At 44.8% G+C, this 22311-nt stretch carries 20 protein-coding genes; 8 read left to right on the top strand and 12 right to left on the bottom strand.

Features of this window, described 5'->3' with window-relative positions:
• Window positions 1-354: 354 nt before the first annotated feature.
• Window positions 355-1131: a Zn-ribbon-containing protein gene (locus AC3CKG_RS12710; protein ID WP_017106286.1), complete on the bottom strand. Its 777-nt coding sequence runs from the start codon at window positions 1129-1131 to the stop codon at window positions 355-357.
• Between the two features lie 4 nt (window positions 1132-1135).
• Window positions 1136-1681, bottom strand: coding sequence for a SecY-interacting protein (gene syd / locus AC3CKG_RS12715; protein ID WP_488528427.1), 546 nt, complete (start codon window positions 1679-1681; stop codon window positions 1136-1138).
• Window positions 1682-1812: 131 nt separating this feature from the next.
• On the opposite strand from syd, the gene queF reads away from it, so the two are divergent.
• The 5 genes from queF to xni all read left to right on the top strand — a co-directional run bounded on the left by queF (window position 1813) and on the right by xni (window position 9368).
• Window positions 1813-2658, top strand: a complete 846-nt coding sequence (gene queF, locus AC3CKG_RS12720; RefSeq protein WP_065110894.1) for an NADPH-dependent 7-cyano-7-deazaguanine reductase QueF — start codon at window positions 1813-1815, stop codon at window positions 2656-2658.
• A 58-nt stretch (window positions 2659-2716) separates the two neighbouring features.
• The gene (locus AC3CKG_RS12725; RefSeq protein ID WP_102300272.1) at window positions 2717-4975 is read left to right on the top strand and encodes a tetratricopeptide repeat protein; all 2259 of its coding nucleotides are present in this window, start codon (window positions 2717-2719) and stop codon (window positions 4973-4975) included.
• Window positions 4976-5093: 118 nt separating this feature from the next.
• The gene (locus AC3CKG_RS12730; protein ID WP_076668268.1) at window positions 5094-6659 is read left to right on the top strand and encodes a diguanylate cyclase domain-containing protein; all 1566 of its coding nucleotides are present in this window, start codon (window positions 5094-5096) and stop codon (window positions 6657-6659) included.
• A 395-nt stretch (window positions 6660-7054) separates the two neighbouring features.
• Entirely contained in the window at window positions 7055-8419 is a 1365-nt protein-coding gene (ppnN, locus tag AC3CKG_RS12735; RefSeq protein ID WP_488528428.1) for a nucleotide 5'-monophosphate nucleosidase PpnN, read from the top strand.
• A 175-nt stretch (window positions 8420-8594) separates the two neighbouring features.
• Window positions 8595-9368 carry a flap endonuclease Xni gene (gene xni / locus AC3CKG_RS12740; RefSeq protein WP_017110410.1) on the top strand — a complete coding sequence of 258 codons (774 nt, stop codon included), beginning with the start codon at window positions 8595-8597 and terminating at the stop codon, window positions 9366-9368.
• Between the two features lie 304 nt (window positions 9369-9672).
• Here xni and rlmM read toward each other — a convergent pair whose 3' ends face one another.
• The 7 genes from rlmM to pomA form a co-directional block, all read right to left on the bottom strand.
• The gene (rlmM, locus tag AC3CKG_RS12745; protein ID WP_192852249.1) at window positions 9673-10764 is read right to left on the bottom strand and encodes a 23S rRNA (cytidine(2498)-2'-O)-methyltransferase RlmM; all 1092 of its coding nucleotides are present in this window, start codon (window positions 10762-10764) and stop codon (window positions 9673-9675) included.
• Window positions 10761-11159 carry a DUF423 domain-containing protein gene (locus AC3CKG_RS12750; protein WP_065103071.1) on the bottom strand — a complete coding sequence of 133 codons (399 nt, stop codon included), beginning with the start codon at window positions 11157-11159 and terminating at the stop codon, window positions 10761-10763. The genes rlmM and AC3CKG_RS12750 overlap by 4 nt, the downstream gene beginning before the upstream one ends.
• Window positions 11149-11772: an alpha/beta fold hydrolase gene (locus tag AC3CKG_RS12755; protein ID WP_488528429.1), complete on the bottom strand. Its 624-nt coding sequence runs from the start codon at window positions 11770-11772 to the stop codon at window positions 11149-11151. Before AC3CKG_RS12755 ends, AC3CKG_RS12750 begins: the two co-directional genes overlap by 11 nt.
• Window positions 11765-12673 carry a transcriptional regulator GcvA gene (locus AC3CKG_RS12760; RefSeq protein WP_017106275.1) on the bottom strand — a complete coding sequence of 303 codons (909 nt, stop codon included), beginning with the start codon at window positions 12671-12673 and terminating at the stop codon, window positions 11765-11767. The genes AC3CKG_RS12755 and AC3CKG_RS12760 overlap by 8 nt, the downstream gene beginning before the upstream one ends.
• A gap of 673 nt (window positions 12674-13346) precedes the next feature.
• Window positions 13347-14795, bottom strand: a complete 1449-nt coding sequence (gene thiI, locus AC3CKG_RS12765; protein WP_065110890.1) for a tRNA uracil 4-sulfurtransferase ThiI — start codon at window positions 14793-14795, stop codon at window positions 13347-13349.
• Between the two features lie 333 nt (window positions 14796-15128).
• Window positions 15129-16076 (bottom strand): flagellar motor protein MotB, encoded by a 948-nt coding sequence (locus AC3CKG_RS12770; RefSeq protein ID WP_065103068.1) that lies wholly within the window; start codon window positions 16074-16076, stop codon window positions 15129-15131.
• Between the two features lie 15 nt (window positions 16077-16091).
• A complete protein-coding gene (pomA, locus tag AC3CKG_RS12775) occupies window positions 16092-16856 on the bottom strand; it encodes a flagellar motor protein PomA (protein ID WP_017106271.1) in 765 nt (254 codons plus the stop codon).
• 298 nt (window positions 16857-17154) lie between these two features.
• Between pomA and xseB the strand changes: the two genes are divergently transcribed.
• The 3 genes from xseB to dxs are packed head-to-tail and all read left to right on the top strand — an operon-like array spanning window position 17155 to window position 20207.
• Window positions 17155-17397, top strand: a complete 243-nt coding sequence (xseB, locus tag AC3CKG_RS12780) for an exodeoxyribonuclease VII small subunit (protein WP_004734405.1) — start codon at window positions 17155-17157, stop codon at window positions 17395-17397.
• 20 nt (window positions 17398-17417) lie between these two features.
• Complete coding sequence (ispA, locus tag AC3CKG_RS12785) at window positions 17418-18302, top strand: (2E,6E)-farnesyl diphosphate synthase (protein ID WP_488528430.1); 885 nt, start codon at window positions 17418-17420, stop codon at window positions 18300-18302.
• 21 nt (window positions 18303-18323) lie between these two features.
• The gene (gene dxs / locus AC3CKG_RS12790; protein WP_488528431.1) at window positions 18324-20207 is read left to right on the top strand and encodes a 1-deoxy-D-xylulose-5-phosphate synthase; all 1884 of its coding nucleotides are present in this window, start codon (window positions 18324-18326) and stop codon (window positions 20205-20207) included.
• A gap of 135 nt (window positions 20208-20342) precedes the next feature.
• Here dxs and AC3CKG_RS12795 read toward each other — a convergent pair whose 3' ends face one another.
• Genes AC3CKG_RS12795 through thiL form a run of 3 tightly spaced genes read right to left on the bottom strand, consistent with a single transcriptional unit; the run spans window position 20343 to window position 22233 of the window.
• Entirely contained in the window at window positions 20343-20702 is a 360-nt protein-coding gene (locus tag AC3CKG_RS12795; RefSeq protein ID WP_065103066.1) for a putative quinol monooxygenase, read from the bottom strand.
• Between the two features lie 50 nt (window positions 20703-20752).
• Window positions 20753-21259, bottom strand: coding sequence for a phosphatidylglycerophosphatase A (gene pgpA, locus AC3CKG_RS12800; RefSeq protein ID WP_102485307.1), 507 nt, complete (start codon window positions 21257-21259; stop codon window positions 20753-20755).
• Window positions 21259-22233 carry a thiamine-phosphate kinase gene (thiL, locus tag AC3CKG_RS12805; protein ID WP_017633415.1) on the bottom strand — a complete coding sequence of 325 codons (975 nt, stop codon included), beginning with the start codon at window positions 22231-22233 and terminating at the stop codon, window positions 21259-21261. The genes pgpA and thiL overlap by 1 nt, the downstream gene beginning before the upstream one ends.
• Between the last annotated feature and the right edge of the window lie 78 nt (window positions 22234-22311).

The raw sequence follows: 22311 nt of genomic DNA on the forward strand, positions 1-22311 counted from the left end.
ATGGGAACATTCCCATGGGATCGATCCCATTTATATTGAGAGGAATATAAATTGAAAGAGAACTGATTGATTACTGTGATCCAGTTAACTATTGAAATGATCAAAAGTTGATGGGTGTTGAATTATTTTGGTGAATGCTTAAGGACTACAGAGCGAGAGATAAAACACAGAATGGACGTATTAAAGTGCAAAACTCGTTCAACAAGATGGGTTCTCCCAATACTGATAAACGATCAATATTAAGGAATAAAAAGAGAAAGAAACGGGAAGCTAACAGGGAGAAAAGCAGAGGAAAAAGTATCGAAGTATTGGCTCATACTTCGATACTCTGAATCTAGAATAGAGCTAAGTGGGTTACTTAATATGATCCCAAGAGATGTTCGACACCAAGCGGCAGTCGTCACACTTGAAATAGAAAATGTCGTGGATCGGCGCATCTAGCAGCCATTCACCACCACATTGCGGGCATTTACGCTCTTTTTCAGCTTTTAGGCTAATGCCACCCACACGGTATAAGTAGTAATACGTTGGGATCTTAGTGAGGTACTCAATGCGCCCTCTTAAACCCCAGCCGCGTTTGAACAATACGCTTTTGGTATCACTGATCTCGGTCAGAGTTGCGTGTTCAGCACGACAACCACCACCCATTTGAACTTCATCACAGGCTTGCCATTCTGTCTGCCACTTCAGTACGGCTTTATGGTCGCCATTAAATGTCGGAGGGTTGCGATATAGAGGAATAGGCAACAAGCTGTCGCCACTGCGCAGCGGTGAACAGGTATGCACGAACGTCGTGTACAACACTTGCCAGCTCGGCGCTTCATCTTCTGCCACTTCTTCGGAGTTAAGATCTCGGCCAAGCAAACGCATTTTAGGCGTCAGTAAGCTCGCGTTAGACAAACGGTCAAAACACACTTTAACGAAGTCTGAGTGGTTCCGTGGGTGCAAACTGTCTTGCTCTGGACACACAACGCGAACATAAAATTCGCCGTCACCCATCACGATAGGAAACTCACGACCCAACACTTGCCCGTTATAACGAAGTGCATCCATCAAGCCATTAACCGCCTTGTCGACAGCGCTTACCGTTGTGTTATCAAAACACTCAAATTGAAGTTCTAGTACGTACATCTATTTATACCGCTGGTTGTAACTTTTCTAAAAATTCTGCCAATGTCTCGGCTAGTACATCACGATTTTTGGTGCCTAAGCGCTCTAGAATCACGTTACCTGTTAGGTTACAGATCGAGATAACATCCAATTCAGCATCAGTCGCGGCAATAAACACTGTCGGTTTTAGCTTCAAACGACGCTGAGTCACTAAGTGACCTAAGATATTTTCTTGCAGACATTCGAAGTCATCGTCACTCCAAATTTGCAATAAAGTCAGTTCATTACCATCAAAAGTCGCGTTCATATCTGCGCTGTATTGTGCGCCGTAGAATGTTTTGATGTCTTCATGCAGCGTCAACTCGATGCCCGTTTCAACGTTACTGAAATCAGCAAATTGCTCACGTGGATAGTTTTTCCATAACACAGTATCGCCGCTCTTCTCTTCTACGCAAGGCGACACAATATCCACCAACTCCTCATTGCGAGGTAAACTTTGGTGTTGCAGTTGCCACGCGTCAACGTATCGCTGACTAAAAGAAAGTAGTGCGTCTTGAGCACGTTGAGTCATGAAAATCTCCTAAACACAAAATAATAAATAGAATCCGAGCCCTTTCAGCACCGATTAAGCGATGACTTAATGACAGGGTAATGGGGATTCAGTAAAATCGACCCCATTCTAATCGAATTTGAAACGAAAGTATGAGCAAATATTCTGACGCAAAAGAGCTAGCGGGTTTAACCCTAGGCCAAAAAACTGAGTACTCTAACCAATACGATGCAAGTTTATTGCAACCAGTACCTCGTAGCCTGAATCGTGATGATCTTGCGCTAAACGGTGACCTGCCTTTTGTTGGCCATGATATTTGGACGATGTACGAGCTTTCGTGGCTAAACAGCAACGGCCTACCACAAGTGGCTGTGGGTGAGGTTTTCATCCCAGCAACCAGCCCAAATTTAATTGAATCAAAATCTTTCAAGCTGTACTTGAACAGCTACAACCAGACTCAATTTGAAAACTGGGACCAAGTCACTGAGCGCCTAACCCAAGATTTGTCTGCATGTGCAGGCCAAACGGTGATAGTGAATGTAAATTCAGTAACCGATTACACCAACCAGCCTATCGTAACGATGGAAGGCGACTGTATCGACAACCAAGACATCCAAATCACTAGTTACGACTTTGAAGCGTCACTGCTTGAAGGGGCTGCTGGCGAGCAAGATGTTGAAGAAACACTGCACAGCCACCTATTGAAGTCGAACTGCTTGATCACTAATCAGCCAGACTGGGGCAGCGTTGAGATCGCATATTCAGGTAAGCAAATTGACCGTGAAGCTCTGCTACGCTATTTAGTTTCTTTCCGTGAGCACAATGAATTCCACGAACAATGTGTTGAACGTATCTTCACTGATATCATGAAATACTGTGGCCCATCGAAGCTAACCGTGTTCGCACGTTACACGCGTCGTGGTGGTCTGGATATCAACCCATATCGTTCAACCGAGCAAGATAGACCAAGCCACAATAAGCGTATGGCTCGCCAATAATCAGGCGAAAAGCACTTACTCTTATTTGAACCTATCCAATCTTTAAAGGGACATTGAAATGCGTTGGTTATACGTTGTTAGTCTATTTATTTTAAGCTTCAGTACATCGGTCAATGCGTCGGTCTACTCGTCGGCGTTACTCAACGAGGCTAACAACCTTGTAGAGATTGAGCCGAGCCAAGCAAAACAAATGGCCAACAGTTACCTAACGCTGCGTGTCCTTTCAGATCAACGTGAGAAAAGCCCATCGGCTATTTCTCGCGAAGAGACTGACTCTTCCATTCGAACGCCAAACAGCAGTATTGATGCGTACAAAATCTTAGCCAAAGCTGAATACAACCTTGGCCATACTCATACTGCCATTCAGCACATTGAAGAAGCCTCGGAACTTGCGAAAACTTATAAGCTTGAATACCTAACGCTTGATCTACAGATACTGAAAGTTAGATTGCTTTGGCTCAGCGATAAAAAGTCGACGAAAGCAAAAAATGAACTCGCCAGTATTGAAGCGAACCTAGAATCAATCAACAAAACGCTGCGTCTAACAGAAGGCATCACCTATCGATTGATCATGTTGAAGGCGGAGATCGCCTCTTATGAAAACAAAATCGACGAAGCCGAAAAGTACTATCAAGAAGCTAAAACGTTCCTCGATCAGCGCTACTCTGAAAAAGTCACTATTGATTATCATATCTCTGTTGGTGAGTTTTACCTGACCCACAAAGAATATAACCACGCGCTTTCTGAATTGTTGTATGGTTACTGGAAATCAGTGGAAGGCAACCTAAGCTCGCGCTTGGCTAAAGTAAACCGCCTGCTTGCACAGCTTTTCTTCGAGCGACAAGTCCTAGATAAAGCACTAGAACACCTTTCTCAAGCCGCTGATTTTTATGATAACTTCGAAAATTCACCCGTCTTAGCACAAGTGCTCAAGAAGATGGGTGATGTGTACTTCTTCCAAGGTAAATACAACCTTGCCCTCGTGCATTTCTTCAACGTCCTTGATCACGAGAGTACTGACCGAGATATCCACCAAGTCATTGATATTCGTCTAAGTTTATCGGCAACCTATCTGCGCCTTTATAACTACCCTCTAGCCGAGCAATACCTAACCCGTGCTCTTGAGCTGCTGGAATATACGGACATTCCAAAGCTGGAAGGTCGTGCTGCACTGTTATCAGCAGGATTGGCTTATCACCTACAAGAGAGCGAAGATGTGATAAAGCATGCGACACGTGCGCTTGAGATCTCACGTCAGATAGAGAACATGCGTCTTTCGCAGCGTTCGTACTACTTACTCTCTTTGGGTTATGAGCAGGCAGGTCGTCCGCAACAAGCGTTGGCGAATCTTAAGCAGTACAACAGCCTGGTCTCTTTGGAACAGCAAAAACTCAACCGTGTTGGTGAAGACGCATTCCGCCAACAGAAAGAGTTTGCCGAACAAACCCTGCACTACGCAGGCCAAGCGCAAGAGCTAGAAAAGTACAAACTAGAGCATCGCAAATTCCAGAAAATATCGTTCGCTCTATTCTTGTTCAGTATTATCTTGTTCTTCTTTGTGCTTCGCCGTGGCTACCTCATTCAAACCTTAGCCAAAGAAGTCGACTCACTACGAACAGACCTGTTTACGCACTCACGCTCTAAGCTCCCGAACCTCAGAATGCTGAATGCCAAGCTGTCCAACTCGCTAGAACAAACCAGCCAAACCTTCGAACAATGGCAACTTGGCGAGCTAATCTATGAACCATTGAATGATCGTCTCCGCTTCGTGATGATTGATTTACCCTTCCTACGTAACATGTATACGCAGAACGGTTATAAAGCGGGTTTAGAGTTAGAAGATGCTTTTGGTGAATTCTTGAAAGAGAAGCTTGAAGGCCCTGCTCGTGTCTATCACTTCTCAGACGCGAACCTGCTTTACATCGAACCTAACTCAGACCGAGATTCATCACCAGAGACGATGTTTAAAAAGATACAATCTTGGATTACCGACTTTGAACCGAAGCGTAATATCAACCGAACAATTCGTATGGGTATCGCTGACTACCCGTTCTTGCCTAGAGCTTACACCGCTATTAATGACCAAGAGCTGCTAGATGTTTTATTGATGTCGACGAACCTAGCACGAGAAATCAGCCTTAAAGAACGAAGCAGTCAATGGGTATATCTCAAAGCCATTGATAATGCGCCCGCAGCAAGCCTTGCAACAGGTAACATAAGAGAAGCTTGTAAACATGCGATTAATCAAGGGTTAATAAAAATACAATCGTCCTACCAGAATGAGGACAACATCAAAAAAATGCTAAAAGATGACTGATTTGCGAGCGGTTGAGACCTGCAACTCGTGACCTTATTTTTAGTTTTGTTATTATCGATGCAATGGAATTTCATCTAAACGATCGTGATCGGTCTACTCGGCGCTAATTAATACATCTATGGGCATTCTCGAACAAGACATTCACGCGCAACTCCACCAGCTGAAAGTTCAGTTGGAACAAGTTCGTTTGACACAGAGAGACACTTCGTTCAAGTTTATTAGAGAGCAGAAAGTTCTAAAGCGTATCGTTACATCATTAAGTGACGCGTGCGTTGGAAGTAACGAACACTTAGATGAAAACCTTATTGCCTTGCGGGAAGAGCTAGAAAAGCAAAAAGACATTAGCTCAATGATCCCAAAATTGGCAGTACTAGAAAGGATGCTTAAGCAGAAAACGTTGGCTATGGATAAACAGAACGGATATCTGGACGATAGCATTAAGCACAGTGGTGAAACGCTACAACGCATTACTGGTCTTCCAGCGCAGTTGAAACGCGATCTACGAAACTTACTTAGCTTCTCCGAATGCAATGGCAGTCAGAAAGTCGACCACGCCATGAAGCTTCTCAGTATTTATGAGCGTGCCATAAAGATTATGGCGAACAACTCTCGCACTCATTTTGGCGATACAGCTCAATCTCCTGAGCAAGAATTACTTTCGGACCTTTCCACAGAATTACAACACTTGATCACTGAACTCGACTTCGAGGGTGAATCAGGTGACTCGCTTATCGATATTCGAGCAAAGCTCCTATTGGGTGTTTCTACACAAAACCTGCTGGAGTTGTCACTTCAGATCCTCAAACTGGTTATTGAAGGCACCAATCTAGAGCGTAAGAAATCTGAACAGTTTATCGATCAGCTCAATGCTTCACTCTCTTCCAGCATCAAAACTGCAGACCAAAATACCGATCAAAGCCAAAGCTATTTTGAGCACCGCCAAGGCCTTAACTCAGAGTTAAGCGACCTTGTCGTCAAAAGTCAAAACTCGGTTGAGAAAGCCACTGATATTACTGTCTTGAAGCAGTCGATTAATCCGCTTCTTAGCGAGATAGCTTCTCTGTCAGAGCGGCTCAATCATGCAGAGCAGAAAGAACAAGCTTTGATCGAACGAATGAGTTACGGAAAGACTCAACTAGATTCTCTCTACGAAGTGACCCAAGACTACAGAAAACGTCTTGAGGATCAGGCTCAGCGTATGCTGCTTGACCCACTCACTAAGGTTTACAATCGTACCGCTTTTACCGATCGCTTAGAGCTTGAGTACCGTCGTTGGATTCGCGCACAACACTCACTACGCGTTGTACTGCTAGACATCGATAACTTCAAATCCATTAACGATAGCTTTGGTTATACCGCGGGTGATAAAGCCCTTAAAATCATCGCAAGAACCATCACCAAAGAGGTCGGTATTACTGATACTGTAGCTCGTTTTTCTGGTGAAGAGTTCGTCTTGTTACTTCCAGAACAAACGGACGAATATTGCCATCAGGTGATTCAGAACATTCAAGCTCAAGTTAGCCGATTACCTTTTAAGTTCCGCGACCAACAGATCACCATTACTTTGTGTGCGGCAAGCACTCAGTTTAAAGAATCAGATACACCGGAAGAAGTGTTAGAGCGATTAAATAAGACGCTGAATAAAGCAAAACAACGTGGTACCAACCAACTCATTTGGCACTAAGCCAGCCTAGCGTTTAATTTATTTCATTTTTTCAAATACTTATCACATACCAATTCCCTCAATGTTTGCTAAGCTAATGATTAACATTCGCTTAACAAGCATTTTTGACAAGCAATGCGTATAGAAGCTTTTAAGTCTCTATATATGAACTTAAGAAACTGTATGTATGAACTTAAGTCTCTTTATATATGAACCTAAGAATCAGTGTATACGTACTTAAGCATCTGTATATAGGCTCGTAAGCCATTCTAACTAAGTCATTAAGCAACGCTGTCGTAACCGTTTCGTCTGGTTAACTCTCTCACCTTTAACCAAACACTTTCAACGTTTGCTTCTCACTCTCGAGCCAGAGGGTCACTTCAACGTCCCCCTGCTCTTTTCAACAAGGAGGCATTATGATCACTCATATCAGCCCAGCCGGTAGCATGGATCTACTCTCTCAACTTGAAGTTGAGCGTCTTAAGAAAACCGCGTCTAGTGATCTGTACCAACTGTATCGTAACTGTACGTTGGCGGTACTCAACTCTGGTAGCCACACCGACAACTCCAAAGAGTTGCTCGACAAGTATCAATCGTTTGATGTTGAGGTCGTGCGCCGTGAGCGTGGTATCAAGCTCGAACTCAGTAACCCACCGGAGCATGCTTTTGTAGACGGTGAAATCATCAAGGGTATTCAAGAACACCTATTTTCAGTGCTGCGCGACATTGTTTACGTCAACATGCATTTAGCAGACAACCAACGACTCAACCTGACTAACGCCACTCACATCACCAACCTCGTTTTTGGTATCTTGAGAAACGCTGGTGCACTTACACCCGGCATTGAGCCTAACCTGATCGTGTGTTGGGGTGGCCATTCGATTAACGCCAACGAATACCAATACACTCGCGAAGTGGGTAATGAATTAGGCCTGCGTGAACTGAACATCTGTACCGGTTGTGGACCGGGGGCAATGGAAGGTCCGATGAAAGGTGCAGCTATTGGCCACGCGAAACAGCGCTATACAGACCATCGTTACTTAGGGCTAACAGAGCCTTCGATCATTGCAGCTGAGCCACCAAACCCAATCGTGAATGAACTGGTGATCATGCCAGATATCGAAAAGCGTCTTGAAGCATTTGTACGTATGGCTCATGGCATCATTATTTTCCCTGGAGGCCCCGGCACGGCCGAAGAGCTGCTGTATATATTAGGGATCATGATGCACCCTAATAATGTCGATCAACCCATGCCGATTGTTTTAACAGGCTCAAAAGAGAGTGAGGCTTACTTCCGCTCGATTGATAAGTTCATCGGCGAAACCTTAGGGCCTGATGCGCAGAAACACTATGAGATCGTTATTGATGACCCAGCACGCGCTGCAAAAATCATGAAGCAAGCAATGCCAGATGTTCGATCTCATCGTAAAGAGACAGGTGATGCATACAGTTACAACTGGTCACTGCATATTGAGCCTGAGTTCCAACTGCCATTTGACCCTACCCATAAGTCTATGGCGGCACTCGACCTACATATGGATCAGAAAACAGAGAGCCTAGCCGCTAATTTACGTAAAGCGTTCTCTGGCATTGTCGCGGGTAATGTCAAAGCTGAGGGCATTCTTGAAATCGAGGAACATGGCCCATTTATCATTGATGGGGACAAAGAGCTGATGACCAAAATGGACCAACTGCTGAATGACTTTGTTGAACAGCATCGAATGAAACTGCCGGGCGGTACGGATTATGTTCCTTGCTATAAGATCGCACCCAGTAATTAATGACACTCAATCACTGGTAACCAATTAAGTGATAACCAATGCAGTGATAACCAATTGGCAGGTCTAAAGTTAATCAGGTTATGGCGTTTACGTCGCTAACGTTTCAACTCACCAATTGATACGTTACTATAAGGGGCTAGCAGCCCCTTTTTTATTGCCTATTTAGTGGAAACTTATGTCTATCCATCTTGTTATTATCGATGCCTTAAACCTCATCCGACGCGTGCACTCTGTTCAGCCGGATCCAACCGATATTGCAAGAACCATCACCACAACGGCTCGTACACTCAACCGAATCCTAAACGAATCCCAACCCACGCACATCATCGCGGTATTTGATCATCACCTGCAAGATCGAGGCTGGCGCGCTGAGGTACTGCCTGCCTATAAGCAAAACCGTAAGCCAATGCCAGAGCCTTTAATGAAAGGGCTCGATGCGATTCAACAAGCATGGTGGGAGCTAGGTATTGATTCATTGCTTTCAGACGGCGATGAAGCAGACGACTTGGTCGCAACACTTGCGAAGAAAGTCGCTGACCATGGCGAAAAGGTCACGATCATTTCTACTGATAAAGGCTACTGCCAACTACTGTCACCAACGCTACAGATCCGTGATTACTTCCAACATCGTTGGTTAGATAAGCCCTTCATTGAAGCTGAGTTTGGCGTGAAGCCTGAACAACTGGCAGATTACTGGGGATTAACCGGTGTAAGCTCAAGCCAAGTTCCGGGGATCCCAGGAGTTGGACCAAAAGCTGCCAAAGAGATCCTAACCACGTACCCAGATATTGAAGCGGCATTCTTAGCTGAAGACTTACCGAAAAAGTATCGCAAGAAGTTCGATGAGCATATTGAATCGGCTCGCGTATGTAAGCTCGTTTCTGCACTCAAAACAGACATCGATTTAGGCTTTAATCTGCAAGATATTCGCTACGAAGCGGTGTCTTAATTCGACGTTACAAGCTCAATCGCTAAAAAGTTAACCGTTAGAGACATATCAATTATAAATCAATGATTTAAAAAAACAGTCATTAGAAAGTAGAAAAGCCTTAGTCTGAACTAAGGCTTTTTTAACTGATGATCGCAGAGGTTAAAGCATAAATCGGCGACGATGACCAAACGGCCAACCAAAAACGTCACCATCTATACCACCAAATTGCAGATACAAAAAATGCCCCATAAAGGAGCATTTTATTGGCCGCTGACAGACCGATTAATGACTGATATTAGTCACTCTTCACTGTCACTAATAATTAGTACGGTGAGATATTCGAAAGCGACTGAATATGAACCGTGATCTCTTCGCGATCATGATAAAGGTGCTTCGCCTGCATCTTGAATTTAACTTTGTTATCGATAAGGAACTGTTTTAGGTTCTCGATATCTTGCAGTACTTCATCGTAGCGACCTTTCATTGGCAACTTAAGGTTAAACAGAGCTTCTTTCGCCCAACCTTTGATGATCCACTCACCCATTAAGTGAGCAACACGTGCAGGTTTCTCAACCATGTCACAAATAATCCAAGTCACGTTCTTACGGTCAGGTTCGAACTTAAAGCCATCCACCATGTGGTGCTTAATTTGACCCGTTTCCATCAGGCTGTCTGCCATCATGCCGTTATCGACACAGTGAACAAACATAGAGCGCTTAACCAATTGGTAAGTCCAACCACCTGGACACGCACCTAAATCTACGCCCCACATACCCGGAGCCAGACGCTCGTCCCACTCATCACGAGGGATGAATACGTGGAATGCTTCTTCTAGCTTCAGTGTAGAACGGCTTGGCGCATCTGATGGGAATTTCAAACGAGGAATGCCCATGAAGAACTGTGAGTTGTTGGTTGGGTAAGAGTAACCAACAAAGCAATGACCCGGTGCGATAAAGCATAAATGAAGCACTGGCTTCTTAGCGTTATCTTTCGCAGTCATCAGGCCTTTACCACGCATTGCTTGACGCATCGGCACGGTAAACTTACGGCAGAACTTCAAAAGCTCTTTCGCTTCATTGGTATCTGGCGTTTCAATACGGATATCACCACAACGCGGGAAGCCTTCTTTCTCAGAAAGCGCCTCAAGAATTGGAGAGATACGATCTTCTGTTGGGAGATCTTTGATTTCAACAGCAACCGCTAACATTTGACGAGCAAAGATCAGTGATTGGAAATCCACTTCTTTGATCAGCTTATCGGCTTCGCCAGCTTGATAACATTCAAACAATACAAAGCCTGTATTGCTCTTTAAGCGAGGAAAACCAAACACTTCCAGTTGTGTTGCCTTGTCTTGAATTTCGCCAGCACATTCTTTTTCAAAACCAGAGCGACAATAAAGTAGTACGTGTTTCACTGAGTTACCTCTTTTATATTCAAAGCAGCGAAGGAGAAGACTCCCCAACCAATGATAAATAGTAGACCACCAAACGGTGTTATAGGGCCAAACCATTTTATTCCTGTCAGTGCTAAGCCATAAAGGCTGCCACTAAAACAAAGGATGCCGATGATAAAGCAAATTGCCGCAATGAAAAAATATTTTTGTGATTTAGCGCCAAGTTTCATCTGTAGTAGAGCACCACACGCCAATATCGCGAGCGTATGGATAAACTGGTACTGAACACCGGTCTCAAACACACCCAAAAGATACTCAGGCAAGATAGCTTTCAAGCCGTGCGCGGCAAATGCCCCAAGCATTACGGCAATCGCACCAGAAATGCCCGCGATAGTGAGTAAATACTTACTTCTCATTGAGCACCTCTTTGATAAACGCAGATAACTTCTCAACGGTTAACGCAATATTCTGCTGTTCGGTGTAACCAGAACTCTTACGAGGCTTAAAGCTGTGGTCGCCATCAGGGATAAATTCAACACGAATAGAATCGGACAGATCGAAGTCAGCAAACTCTTCACGCTTACCAAAGGTATCGCGCTCACCTTGTAGAATAAGACATGGCTTTGTTAACTCAGCCAAGTGCTCACCTTTGTATTTCTCTGGTTTGCCAGGAGGATGAAAGGGAAAACCCAAACATGCCATCGCAGCCACCTTATCCAGTTCAGACAAGTGACTCGCCATGCGTCCTCCCATCGACTTGCCGCCAATGACAAGCTTGTCGGCATCAACCTGTTCGATAACCTCTTGGTAAGCTTCAAGCAGCTTAGGCGCTCTGTCAGGTGGACGACGCTTGCCATCTTCAGCTCTCTTAATCATGTAAGGGAAATTGAAGCGAATCACTCGTATTCCTTTAAATGCCAACCCTTTGGCTACCGACTGCATGAACTCATGATCCATACCTGCACCGGCGCCGTGTGCAAAGACAAAGGTTACTGGGTTGTCTTCACCATCAATAATTAGGTTACTCATCGAGTAAGTCCTCTTGTTCGCTTTGTGCTTTCGCTAACATCCAATCTCGGAAGGTTGCAATACGTCCCATGTCGGCCTGTTTCTCATGGCACACCACATAGAAAGCATTTTTACTCACCAACACTTCATCAAATGGAGCCAACAAGCGACCAGCCTCGATTTCAGGCTGAGCTAAAACGTTGTTCCCCAGAGCAATACCTTGCCCATGGGCAGCAGCTTGCAACACCATGGTCGAGTGGCTAAAGATAGGGCCGTGATTCACGTTAACGCCATCAATGCCATTTTGTTTCGCGAACTGTTTCCAATCTTTTCGAGAGGTATCGTGCAGTAGCGTATGACATGCCAAATCACTTAGCGATTCTAGAGGTTTTGTTCCGAGCAACACCGACGGTGAGCAAAGAGGAATTAAATATTCTTGGTAAAGCTTGTCAGCTCTAAGCCCCGACCAATTCCCTCGCCCGTAGTAAATAGCCACGTCTACATCATCCGTTAGCGAGCCTTCATCCATATCTACAGCTTTGATTCGCACATCGATATCCGGTTCTTGCTGATTAAAATCAGCCAACCTTGGTACTAACCATTGAATCGCAAAACTTGGCGGTAAGCTGATGGTCAATGCGCCCTTCTCGCTTCGCTCAAGCACCTTGTCTGTCGCCTCAGCCAAAGAAGTGAAGATATCTTTAATATCTAAGAAGTAGCTTTGACCCTCTTCAGTCAGCAACAAAGAACGGTTTCTTCGGCGAAAGAGCTTTAATGACAAGAATTCTTCAAGCGCCTTAATTTGATGACTTACTGCAGCTTGAGTAACAAATAACTCTTCTGCGGCACGCGTAAAACTCAAGTGTCGAGCCGCGGCTTCAAACACTCTCAAGGAGTTTAATGGGGGTAATCGACGAGACATAGTTACTCTCTAAATAGGCATTAGTTTTTTTTATCTGAAACATTATAATTTGTCCATTGCCTAGCGGCCAGAGAAATTCTATATTTCATCCCGCAGCAGCTAGCCTGAACGGCTTGATTCTCTCCAGAATCAATTGGTTTAGCTCCTGCGATGTTGTGTTTGCAAACTCGTACTTTTCGAGTTGGGTAGAGTTCTACCAAATGTTTTGTTGCAGTTCCATACTGAAACGAGGCATATACTTCCTGTATTTATTTTGACCTGTCTGTCAAATTGGTTTGCACCGCCTTTAAGGCGGTGTTTTTTTATGCCCAAAGTAAAATAACAACAAGTTTATCAATAGCTGTGCTAATTAATCCTTATTATTTTTCATCGCTAATCACAGAATCAGACACCCACTCAAATAATCAACTGAACACATACAAATAGAACCATTGAGTTGCACTAAAAAGTAACAGAATACTTCAAGATACTCACACTTCTTCAGTTACATATAAATCTGTTTAGAGCTCACCATTTCTATCAATCAAAAATTTTAAAGCTGAGCATGACGATAGCACGCCCAAACTCACGCCTCTGTCTGACTACTGTAAATCATTCATAATAGAAAATAAAAAAGCCGCTTACTTTTCAGTAAGCGGCTTTGCAAAATGATTAACGGTTGGTCAACACACCACTATGGGCGGTAAACCTTAACGTTGTGGAAGCCTTGCTCTTGCAAGTAAAGCGCTTGCAGACGGCTCATGACACCACGGTCACAGTACAACAAGTACTCTTTCGATTGGTCTAGGTCACCAAACTGAGTTGAAAGCTTGAAGAACGGGATGTGTTTGATTTCAACACCATCGATTTCTAGTGGGCTTTCGTCTTCTTCGTCTGGGCTACGGATATCTAGAACGACAGCGTGCTCAGCAACGGCTTGAACTTGCTCCACTTCTGGTGCCTGTTCTTGGCTCTCTTTCTCGATATCACGAATATCCATAATACGAGCGTTCTCGATCACTTGATCCAGCACTTCGAAGTTAAACTTAGCTTCTTCCGCTTCTAGTTTGCCTTTCTTCGCTTTCACTGTTGGCTTCTTAGAGATAACACCACAGTACTCAGGCATTACTTTAGCGAAGTCTTCAGTACCAATCTTACGAGACAGGTCGATGATGTCTTCTTTGTCCCAGTTGATCAGCGGACGAAGGATCAAAGTATCCGTCACGTTATCGATATGACGTAGGTTAGTTAGCGTTTGGCTAGAAACCTGACCCAATGCTTCACCCGTTACTAGAGCTTCGATACCGAAGCGCTCTGCAACCATACCACCAGCACGCATGAACATACGCTTAAGAACAACGCCCATTTGGCCGTCTTCAACGTTCTCAAGGATCTCTGCAACTACAGGTTCAAAATCGATAGAGATGAACTTCACCTTTGCAGATGAGCCGTATTTATTCCATAGGTAGTGAGAAACTTGCTTAACGCCAATCTCGTGAGCAGGGCCACCAAGATTGAAGAAACAGTAATGCACTTTAGAACCACGTTTGATGTGTAGGTAGCTCGAAACGCCAGAGTCAAAGCCGCCAGAGATCAAGCTCAGTAGATCTTCTTGAGTACCTAGAGGGAAACCGCCTAGGCCTTTATGACGTTCAATTACTTGGTTTAACTTGTCGTTCTCGACTTCAACTTTAACGGTAATATCTGGGTTTTTCAGTTTTACTTTTGCTGAGTCAACCGCTTGGTTTAGACCACCACCTACGTAGCGTTCTAGCTCGATAGAGGTAAAGTCATGTTTACCACGACGCTTAGCTCGCACAGAGAAAGTCTTACCTTCAATAAGACTACGGCTGCGCTCAAGAACTTGCTCGTAAATATCGTGCAGGTCTTTAAATTCTGATTGCTGAACCTCAAGGGAGTGATGAATACCCGGAGTTTGCGTCAATACTTCGAGTGTTTCTTTGAAGTATTTATCGCTCTCAGACGTCACTTCGATGTGGTCGCGACGGTTGAAGACAGCCACAGACTCAGTACGACGCTGAAGAATAGTACGAATATTACGTTCTAGAATCTTTGTGAAGCGCTTACGCACCGATTCACTTTTTACAAAAATTTCCGGGTGGGGCTTAACAATAAATTTCATAGTACTTTCACGCCAATAAGGTTCACAATTTTAATAAGTTCATCACCACGTAAAAGGTCATTTCACATAGTTATTGAAGCAATAATAGATCAATATTAAATCTAAGGGCGCGAATTATACATGAGAAAGTCAAACAAGGAAAAGAGTGCGTGCTTTGGTGCCATTAATAAACTCACCTTGGCGGCAAGCTACCATCTCAATTTCATCGCATCTCTTCTCTTCTCTTCTCTTCTCTTCTCTTCTCAGCTTGGTACAAACACTTTTATGTATCACACAAAGAAAAAGCCCAATCTACGACAGATTGGGCTTTGGAATGCATATTCTTGGTAAAGACTATTCAGCGATTGCTGGGACTTCTTCGCTATAGAGCGGCTCACCCTGCATGATGCTGATTTCAACGCGGCGATTGAGGCTACGTTGCCATTCTGTATCGTTGGACTCGACAGGCTCTGTATCCGCCATACCACGCACTCTCAAACGTTGATGAGAAAAACCACGGACCTTTTCCATTTCTTGAGCAACAGACACCGCACGTTGCGATGATAAGTCCCAATTAGAACGGTAAAGCTCAGAATCGAGTCGCTGGTTATCGGTGTGTCCTGAGATTCGAACAATACCGGGCACATCTTTAACAAGCTCAGCAACCTGTCTCACCAATGGTCGGAACTTAGGTTGTAGGAAAGCAGAACCCGATGGGAATGCACCCTTCTCGCGAATTCGAATCACAATCTGCTGGCCAAGATTTTCAACTTCAATCGCACCTTGGTCGATCTCTCGCTCAAGTGCTTTCTTGATGCTTTCCATCAAGGTTTCCATCTCTTGCGATTGAGCCTCGGCTTGTTGCTGTTGCTGGTCTGACTCAGAGTTTTGATTGTCGTGAGTCGATACCTCTGGAGACTTGCCTCCGGTCATCTTGCCTTGGTCACGCATCGTACCGCCAGCACGCTCAGATTCACCTTCATGAAACTCTAACGTTTGCTGAGTAATATCAATGGTCTGCTGCATGATCACGTCAATCGGTGTCGGCTCTGGGCGACCAGGGCGGAACTCTTGTGCAATGATGCTAGTGCCTTTAGGAATGTCTTTCACTTCCAAGCGGTTTTGGACACCGAATGCAAACTTCATCGAACCGGCAATCTGCTTGAACTTCAATACGTCCATCTCAGAAAACGAGAGCAGCAGTACGAAGAAACACATCAGCAGTGACATCAAGTCAGCAAATGTTCCCATCCATTGAGGTAAACCGGGAGGGGGACATTTACATGGATTTTCTTCATCCATCTTCATTCTTCCCCCTTAATCAGTTTCACCATCAAGACTACGCTTACCTTCGTTCAGGTAACTCTTCAGGTAACCGTCAATCACTCGCGGGTTTTGACCATCTTGAATGGCTAATACACCGTCCATTACCAAGCGGCGGTTTAGCGTCTCTTGATCTCGGCGCAATGCAAGCTTGTCTGCGATTGGGAAGAACACCATGTTCGAAAGAATCGCACCATATAGAGTCGTCAAAAGTGCAACCGCCATCGCAGGGCCGATCGCTTTAGGATCATCCATGTTCGAAAGCATCGCAACCAGACCAACCAAGGTACCGATCATACCCATCGCAGGGGCAACATCACCGAATGCAGAGAACACTTTCGCGCCCTGTTCGTGACGCTCTGTGGTTAACGCAATGTCTTTTTGCAGTGCCGCACGCACCACATCACCATCATGGCCATCGACCAATAGATCGATGCCCTTTTGCATGAAGCTGTTGCTGATTTCCATCTCTTCAAGTGCTAAGAAACCACCTTTACGTGCTGCATCAGCCATCTCTACAACTTTAGCGATAAGATCTTCAGGCTCGTCAGCTTTAAACATAAATGCTTTGCCAGCGATTTTGGTCGCACCAAAGAATTGTCCCATGGTGAACTTCATCAGAACAACAAACGTTGAACCACCAACCACGATCAAAATGGATGTCGTGTCATAGAACATCCCGAGGCTTCCACCTAGGATCATTGCCATGATTACAAAGGCAAATCCACCAATCAAACCTATTAGGGTTGCTAAATCCACTGAGCACTCCTCATGCTTTTTTGTAGCTCTATGTCGACGATAATCTTTTTATCGGCAAGACTGTAAGATCTTTTAGTTAATTCTTGGCCTAAGTATCACACTTTTCGTTTTTGAATCACAACTATTAGCTTACTTTGGCCTTATCCGTAGCGCATAAACTCGATAAAGCTAAGGTTATTCAATCAAAGTGAGTTCAAGCCCCTTAAAAACGAACTTTCTAGCAAAATTCCTTGGTTACATTTGACCATCTCAGCGGCCTAGGGTAACGTTCGTTCATCTTTCCAAACGCAGATTTATTATGGCTACTAAGAAACCTGAAAATATGAGCTTTGAAGCGGCTATCGAAGAGCTTGATGGCTTGGTTGATCAACTAGAAAATGGTGATCTAGCTTTAGATGATGCGCTGAAAAAGTTCGAACGAGGCATCTCCCTCGCTCGTGCTGGTCAAAGTAAACTAAACGACGCTGAACAGCGTGTTAGCATCCTGCTGCAAAATGATGAAAATGCAGAACTGAGTGACTTTAACCCACAACCTGAATAACAAATTGTATGAGATCCCCTATGATCGAGACGTTATTGTCTTATCAAGCACGTAATAACGAGCAACTGAACCTTTGGCTTGACCGCCTGCCACACCAAAATCAGAACCTAATCAACGCGATGCGTTATGGGTTACTTTTAGGCGGCAAACGCGCACGTCCGTTTCTTGTCTACATTACAGGGGAAATGCTCGGCTGCACTGCGGAAGAACTCGACACTCCAGCATCTGCAATCGAATGTATTCATGCCTATTCTCTGATTCACGACGACCTTCCAGCAATGGACGACGACGAATTGCGTCGTGGCCATCAGACTTGTCACATCAAATACGATGAAGCAACGGCAATTTTAACTGGCGATGCACTACAAACTCTCGCGTTTACTATACTTGCGGAAGGCACATTAAGTGCTGACGGGGAAAGCAATCGCGTTCGAATGATTCAACGCCTAGCAGAAGCGTCTGGTGCACAAGGCATGTGTATTGGACAAGCTCTTGATATTGAAGCTGAAAACCGCTCTGTCACGCTAGAAGAGTTAGAAGAAGTTCACCGTAACAAGACTGGCGCTCTAATGAAGAGTGCGATTCGTTTAGGTGCTCTTGCTGCTGGCCAAAAAGCGTTTGAAGTGATGCCTCAATTAGATAAGTACGCCGATGCAATCGGGTTAGCCTTCCAAGTTCAGGATGATATTTTAGATATCATTAGCGATACCGAAACTTTGGGTAAACCACAGGGCTCTGACCAAGATTTGAACAAAAGTACCTACCCTTCTTTGTTAGGTTTAGAGGGCGCTCAAGAAAAAGCGCACACTCTGCTACAGGAAGCGCTTCAAGCTTTGGCTGCAATCCCATACAATACCCAGTTACTCGAAGAGTTCGCCCGATACGTCATCGAGCGCAAGAACTAAGACAATAAGCGCGCATTACCTATGACTCTTGATATATCAAAGTACCCAACTCTTGCTTTGGCTGATAAGCCAGAGGATTTGCGTCTACTTCCAAAAGAGACGCTTACACAGCTTTGTGATGAATTACGTACCTATCTTCTTAACTCAGTGAGCCAGTCAAGTGGTCACTTAGCATCAGGCTTAGGTACAGTAGAGCTAACAGTTGCTCTGCACTATGTGTACAACACGCCTTTCGACCAGTTGGTTTGGGATGTTGGCCACCAAGCATACCCACATAAGATTCTTACTGGCCGTCGTGACCGCTTATCGACTATCCGTCAAAAAGATGGACTGCATCCATTCCCATGGCGTCAAGAGAGCGAGTACGACACGCTTTCTGTTGGTCACTCTTCAACATCGATCAGTGCCGGACTTGGTATGGCGATCAGTGCGAAGAAAGAAGGCAAGAATCGTAAAGTCGTCAGTGTTATTGGCGATGGCGCGATTACCGCAGGTATGGCCTTCGAAGCGATGAACCACGCGGGCGATATTCATAATGACATGCTGGTTATCCTTAACGATAACGAGATGTCGATCTCTGAAAACGTCGGTGCTCTGAACAACCATCTAGCTCAAGTTCTTTCTGGCAGTCTTTACACGTCAATTCGTGAGGGTGGCAAGAAAGTGCTATCGGGCGTTCCGCCGATTAAAGAACTGGTTCGTCGTACAGAAGAACATCTAAAAGGCATGGTTGTCCCTGGCACCATGTTTGAAGAGTTAGGCTTTAACTACATTGGTCCGGTTGACGGTCACGATGTGAATGAGCTGATTAAAACGCTGAAGAACATGAGAGACCTTAAAGGCCCTCAGTTCCTGCATATCATGACCAAGAAAGGCAAAGGCTACGAGCCCGCTGAGAAAGATCCAATTGGTTATCACGGCGTACCTAAATTCGATCCTGCACACTCAAGTCTGCCTAAGAGCACCAGCTCTAAACCAACTTTCTCTAAGATTTTTGGCGACTTCCTGTGTGATATGGCCGCGCAAGATCCTAAGCTAATGGCGATCACGCCAGCAATGCGCGAAGGTTCTGGCATGGTGCGTTTCTCGAAAGAATACCCAGAACAGTACTTCGATGTAGCGATTGCTGAGCAGCACGCTGTGACGCTAGCAACGGGTATGGCGATTGCGGGTGATAAGCCGATTGTGGCTATCTACTCGACATTCCTACAACGCGGCTACGATCAACTGATACACGATGTAGCTATCATGGATCTACCGGTTATGTTCGCGATTGACCGCGCAGGTCTTGTGGGTGCCGATGGTCAAACACACCAAGGTGCGTTCGACTTAAGCTTCATGCGCTGCATTCCAAACATGGTGATCATGGCACCAAGCGACGAAAACGAATGTCGCCAAATGCTTTACACTGGCCACCAGCACAATGGACCAAGTGCGGTTCGATACCCTCGTGGTAATGGCATGGGCACAGAGATTCAAAGTGAGTTTACTGCACTTGAGATTGGTAAAGGCCGTATCGTTCGTGAAAGCTCAAAAGCAAAAGATGGCGCTAAGGTTGCTATCCTAAGCTTTGGTACTTTCCTTGAGAGTGCACTTCAAACGGCTGACGCTATCGATGCGACAGTGGCTGATATGCGCTTTGTGAAGCCACTCGATGAAGCTCTGATCAAACAACTTGCTGCTGACCACGATGTACTTGTGACAATCGAAGAAAACGCTATTGCAGGTGGTGCCGGTGCGGGTGTGATTGAATTCTTGATGAAAGAAAAGCTACTGATGCCAGTATTGAACCTTGGTCTACCAGACAAGTTTATTGCTCAAGGTACTCAAGGCGAACTGCATGAAGAGCTTGGCTTAGATGCTAAAGGCATAGAGAAGTCTATCTCTGATTACCTTGCTAAATAGCTTTCACAAGCAAACGGCATAAGCAACAAATCAAAAAAGGTTGGCCCTAGGGTCAACCTTTTTAGTATCCGCTAACTCGTTAGCTAAACCTTATAGCTCCACTAACTTTCGCTTATCCAAACTTGTAGTCCAAACTTAGCAACAAGGCTTAAGTACTGGTGCGTCATAGTTCTCTGGTTCATCAGAGTAGATAGCAACGTTGAAGTTCTCAACCAAGCCAGTCTCTTCAACACACTGCTCTTGGAAGAACTGCTGAATCTCACGACGTTGGCAATGCGCTTCAAACGCTTCGTTGTCCGCCCAGATCTCATTGAAAGCAATCGGGAAACTCTGACCTTCTGCAAACGGGCTCTGAATGTGACGTGTCACAGTGTACTGGATACAACCATCTTCACGCATTGTGTTTGGTTCTAGAGACTTTAACACTTCAAACAACTCGTTCAATTTGCCTTCTTTTGGCTGAAATTGAGCAACACAGTAAACCTTCTTAGACATTGTTATTCCTTGTTTCTATCTATTATTGTTAGTGCTTTGGATATTGATTCTTAGATGAGCCAACCTGAAAAATGAGCCACTGCATACAGCGAAATCGCCGCCATAATACCCGCCACGATATCATCAATCATGATACCTAAGCCGCCGTGAACTCGCTTGTCTAACCAACCAATTGGCCAAGGCTTTACCATATCGAAAAAACGAAACAGAACAAAGCCAGCGAATAGCCATTTCCAATCATTAACAGGAATACCCAACAACGGTACTAGGCCCATGGTGATCCAAAAGCCAGCAAACTCATCCCACACAATAGAGCCGTGATCGTGAACGCCCATGTCATCAGAAGTCACTTGGCATATTTTGATACCAATAATGCAGCTCACAACCACAAGAATGACATAAATAGGGAAAGGTAACTGAACCAGCAATAGATAAAACGGGATAGACGCAAGCGTGCCCATGGTGCCGGGAATAATAGGCGATAGGCCACTACCAAAACCCGTTGCCAATAAGTGCCAAGGATTTTTAAGAGAAATAAGAGAAAGTGGGTTTGTCATCAATTAACCTTAAAGTGATCGTAACCAGTTAAGTTCCAGCTTAGTGGTTCACCATTATTGTGTAATTCAAAATATTCTACAGGTCTTATCTGGCCAATGCAGGTGACTTTTGTGCCAGTGTGTGACAAAGCACTTTCCAGTGAACCTTTATTTTCTTCCGGCACGGTAAAGCAGAGTTCGTACTCTTCACCACTGGTAAGCGCATACTGCTGTGCAGAAGCGATATCGGAAGAAAACTGGCGTAATTCAGCGGAGATAGGCAACGCACTCACATCAATGCTTGCACCGACCTGAGAACGCTTAAGGATGTGTTTTAAATCAGCAATAACACCATCAGAGATATCGATGGCAGACGAAGCAAGATTCACTAATGCTTGACCCGCCAAAACTCGTGGAGTGCTCAGGTAGTGTCTCTCTTCAAGCTCTAACGCATAAGGCTTAGCTTTGTTCTGTTCAGGGTCTAATATCACCTCTAGTCCCGCTTTGCTGTCGCCTAAGTTGCCCGTTACGTAAATCCAGTCACCCACTTTCGCGCCATCTCTGCGTAGTGCTCGACCTTCGGGTACAAAGCCCTGCACAGTAAGCGTTAAACTCAACGGTCCTTTGGTCGTGTCACCACCAATAAGTTGAATACCAAAATAGTCTGCAAGTTTGAAAAAAGAGTCACAGAAGGGAGCAAGCCACGCTTCATCGACTTCAGGCATGGTTAACGCAAACGAAACCCAGGCAGGCGTCGCGCCCATAGCCGCGAGATCACTGATATTCGAAGCCAAAGCTTTGTGTGCCACCCAAGCTGGGTTTGCTTCCGCTAAGAAGTGAGTGCCCGCCACTAAGGTATCCGTACTGATCGCGATCTGAACATTACTTGGCGCTTTGACCAAAGCACAGTCATCGCCCGCAGCAAGATGTACGTCTTTACGTTGTGGTTGTCGATTTACAAAATATTTTTCAATCAGGTTAAATTCGCCAGACATCACATGCCCTATCTTTAGTCTTCATACAAATCACCGTAATTATTTATATTACAGAAATTTAGTTACAAAAAAGGCCAG

The organism is Vibrio sp. QJM3NY_15 (assembly GCF_057785995.1).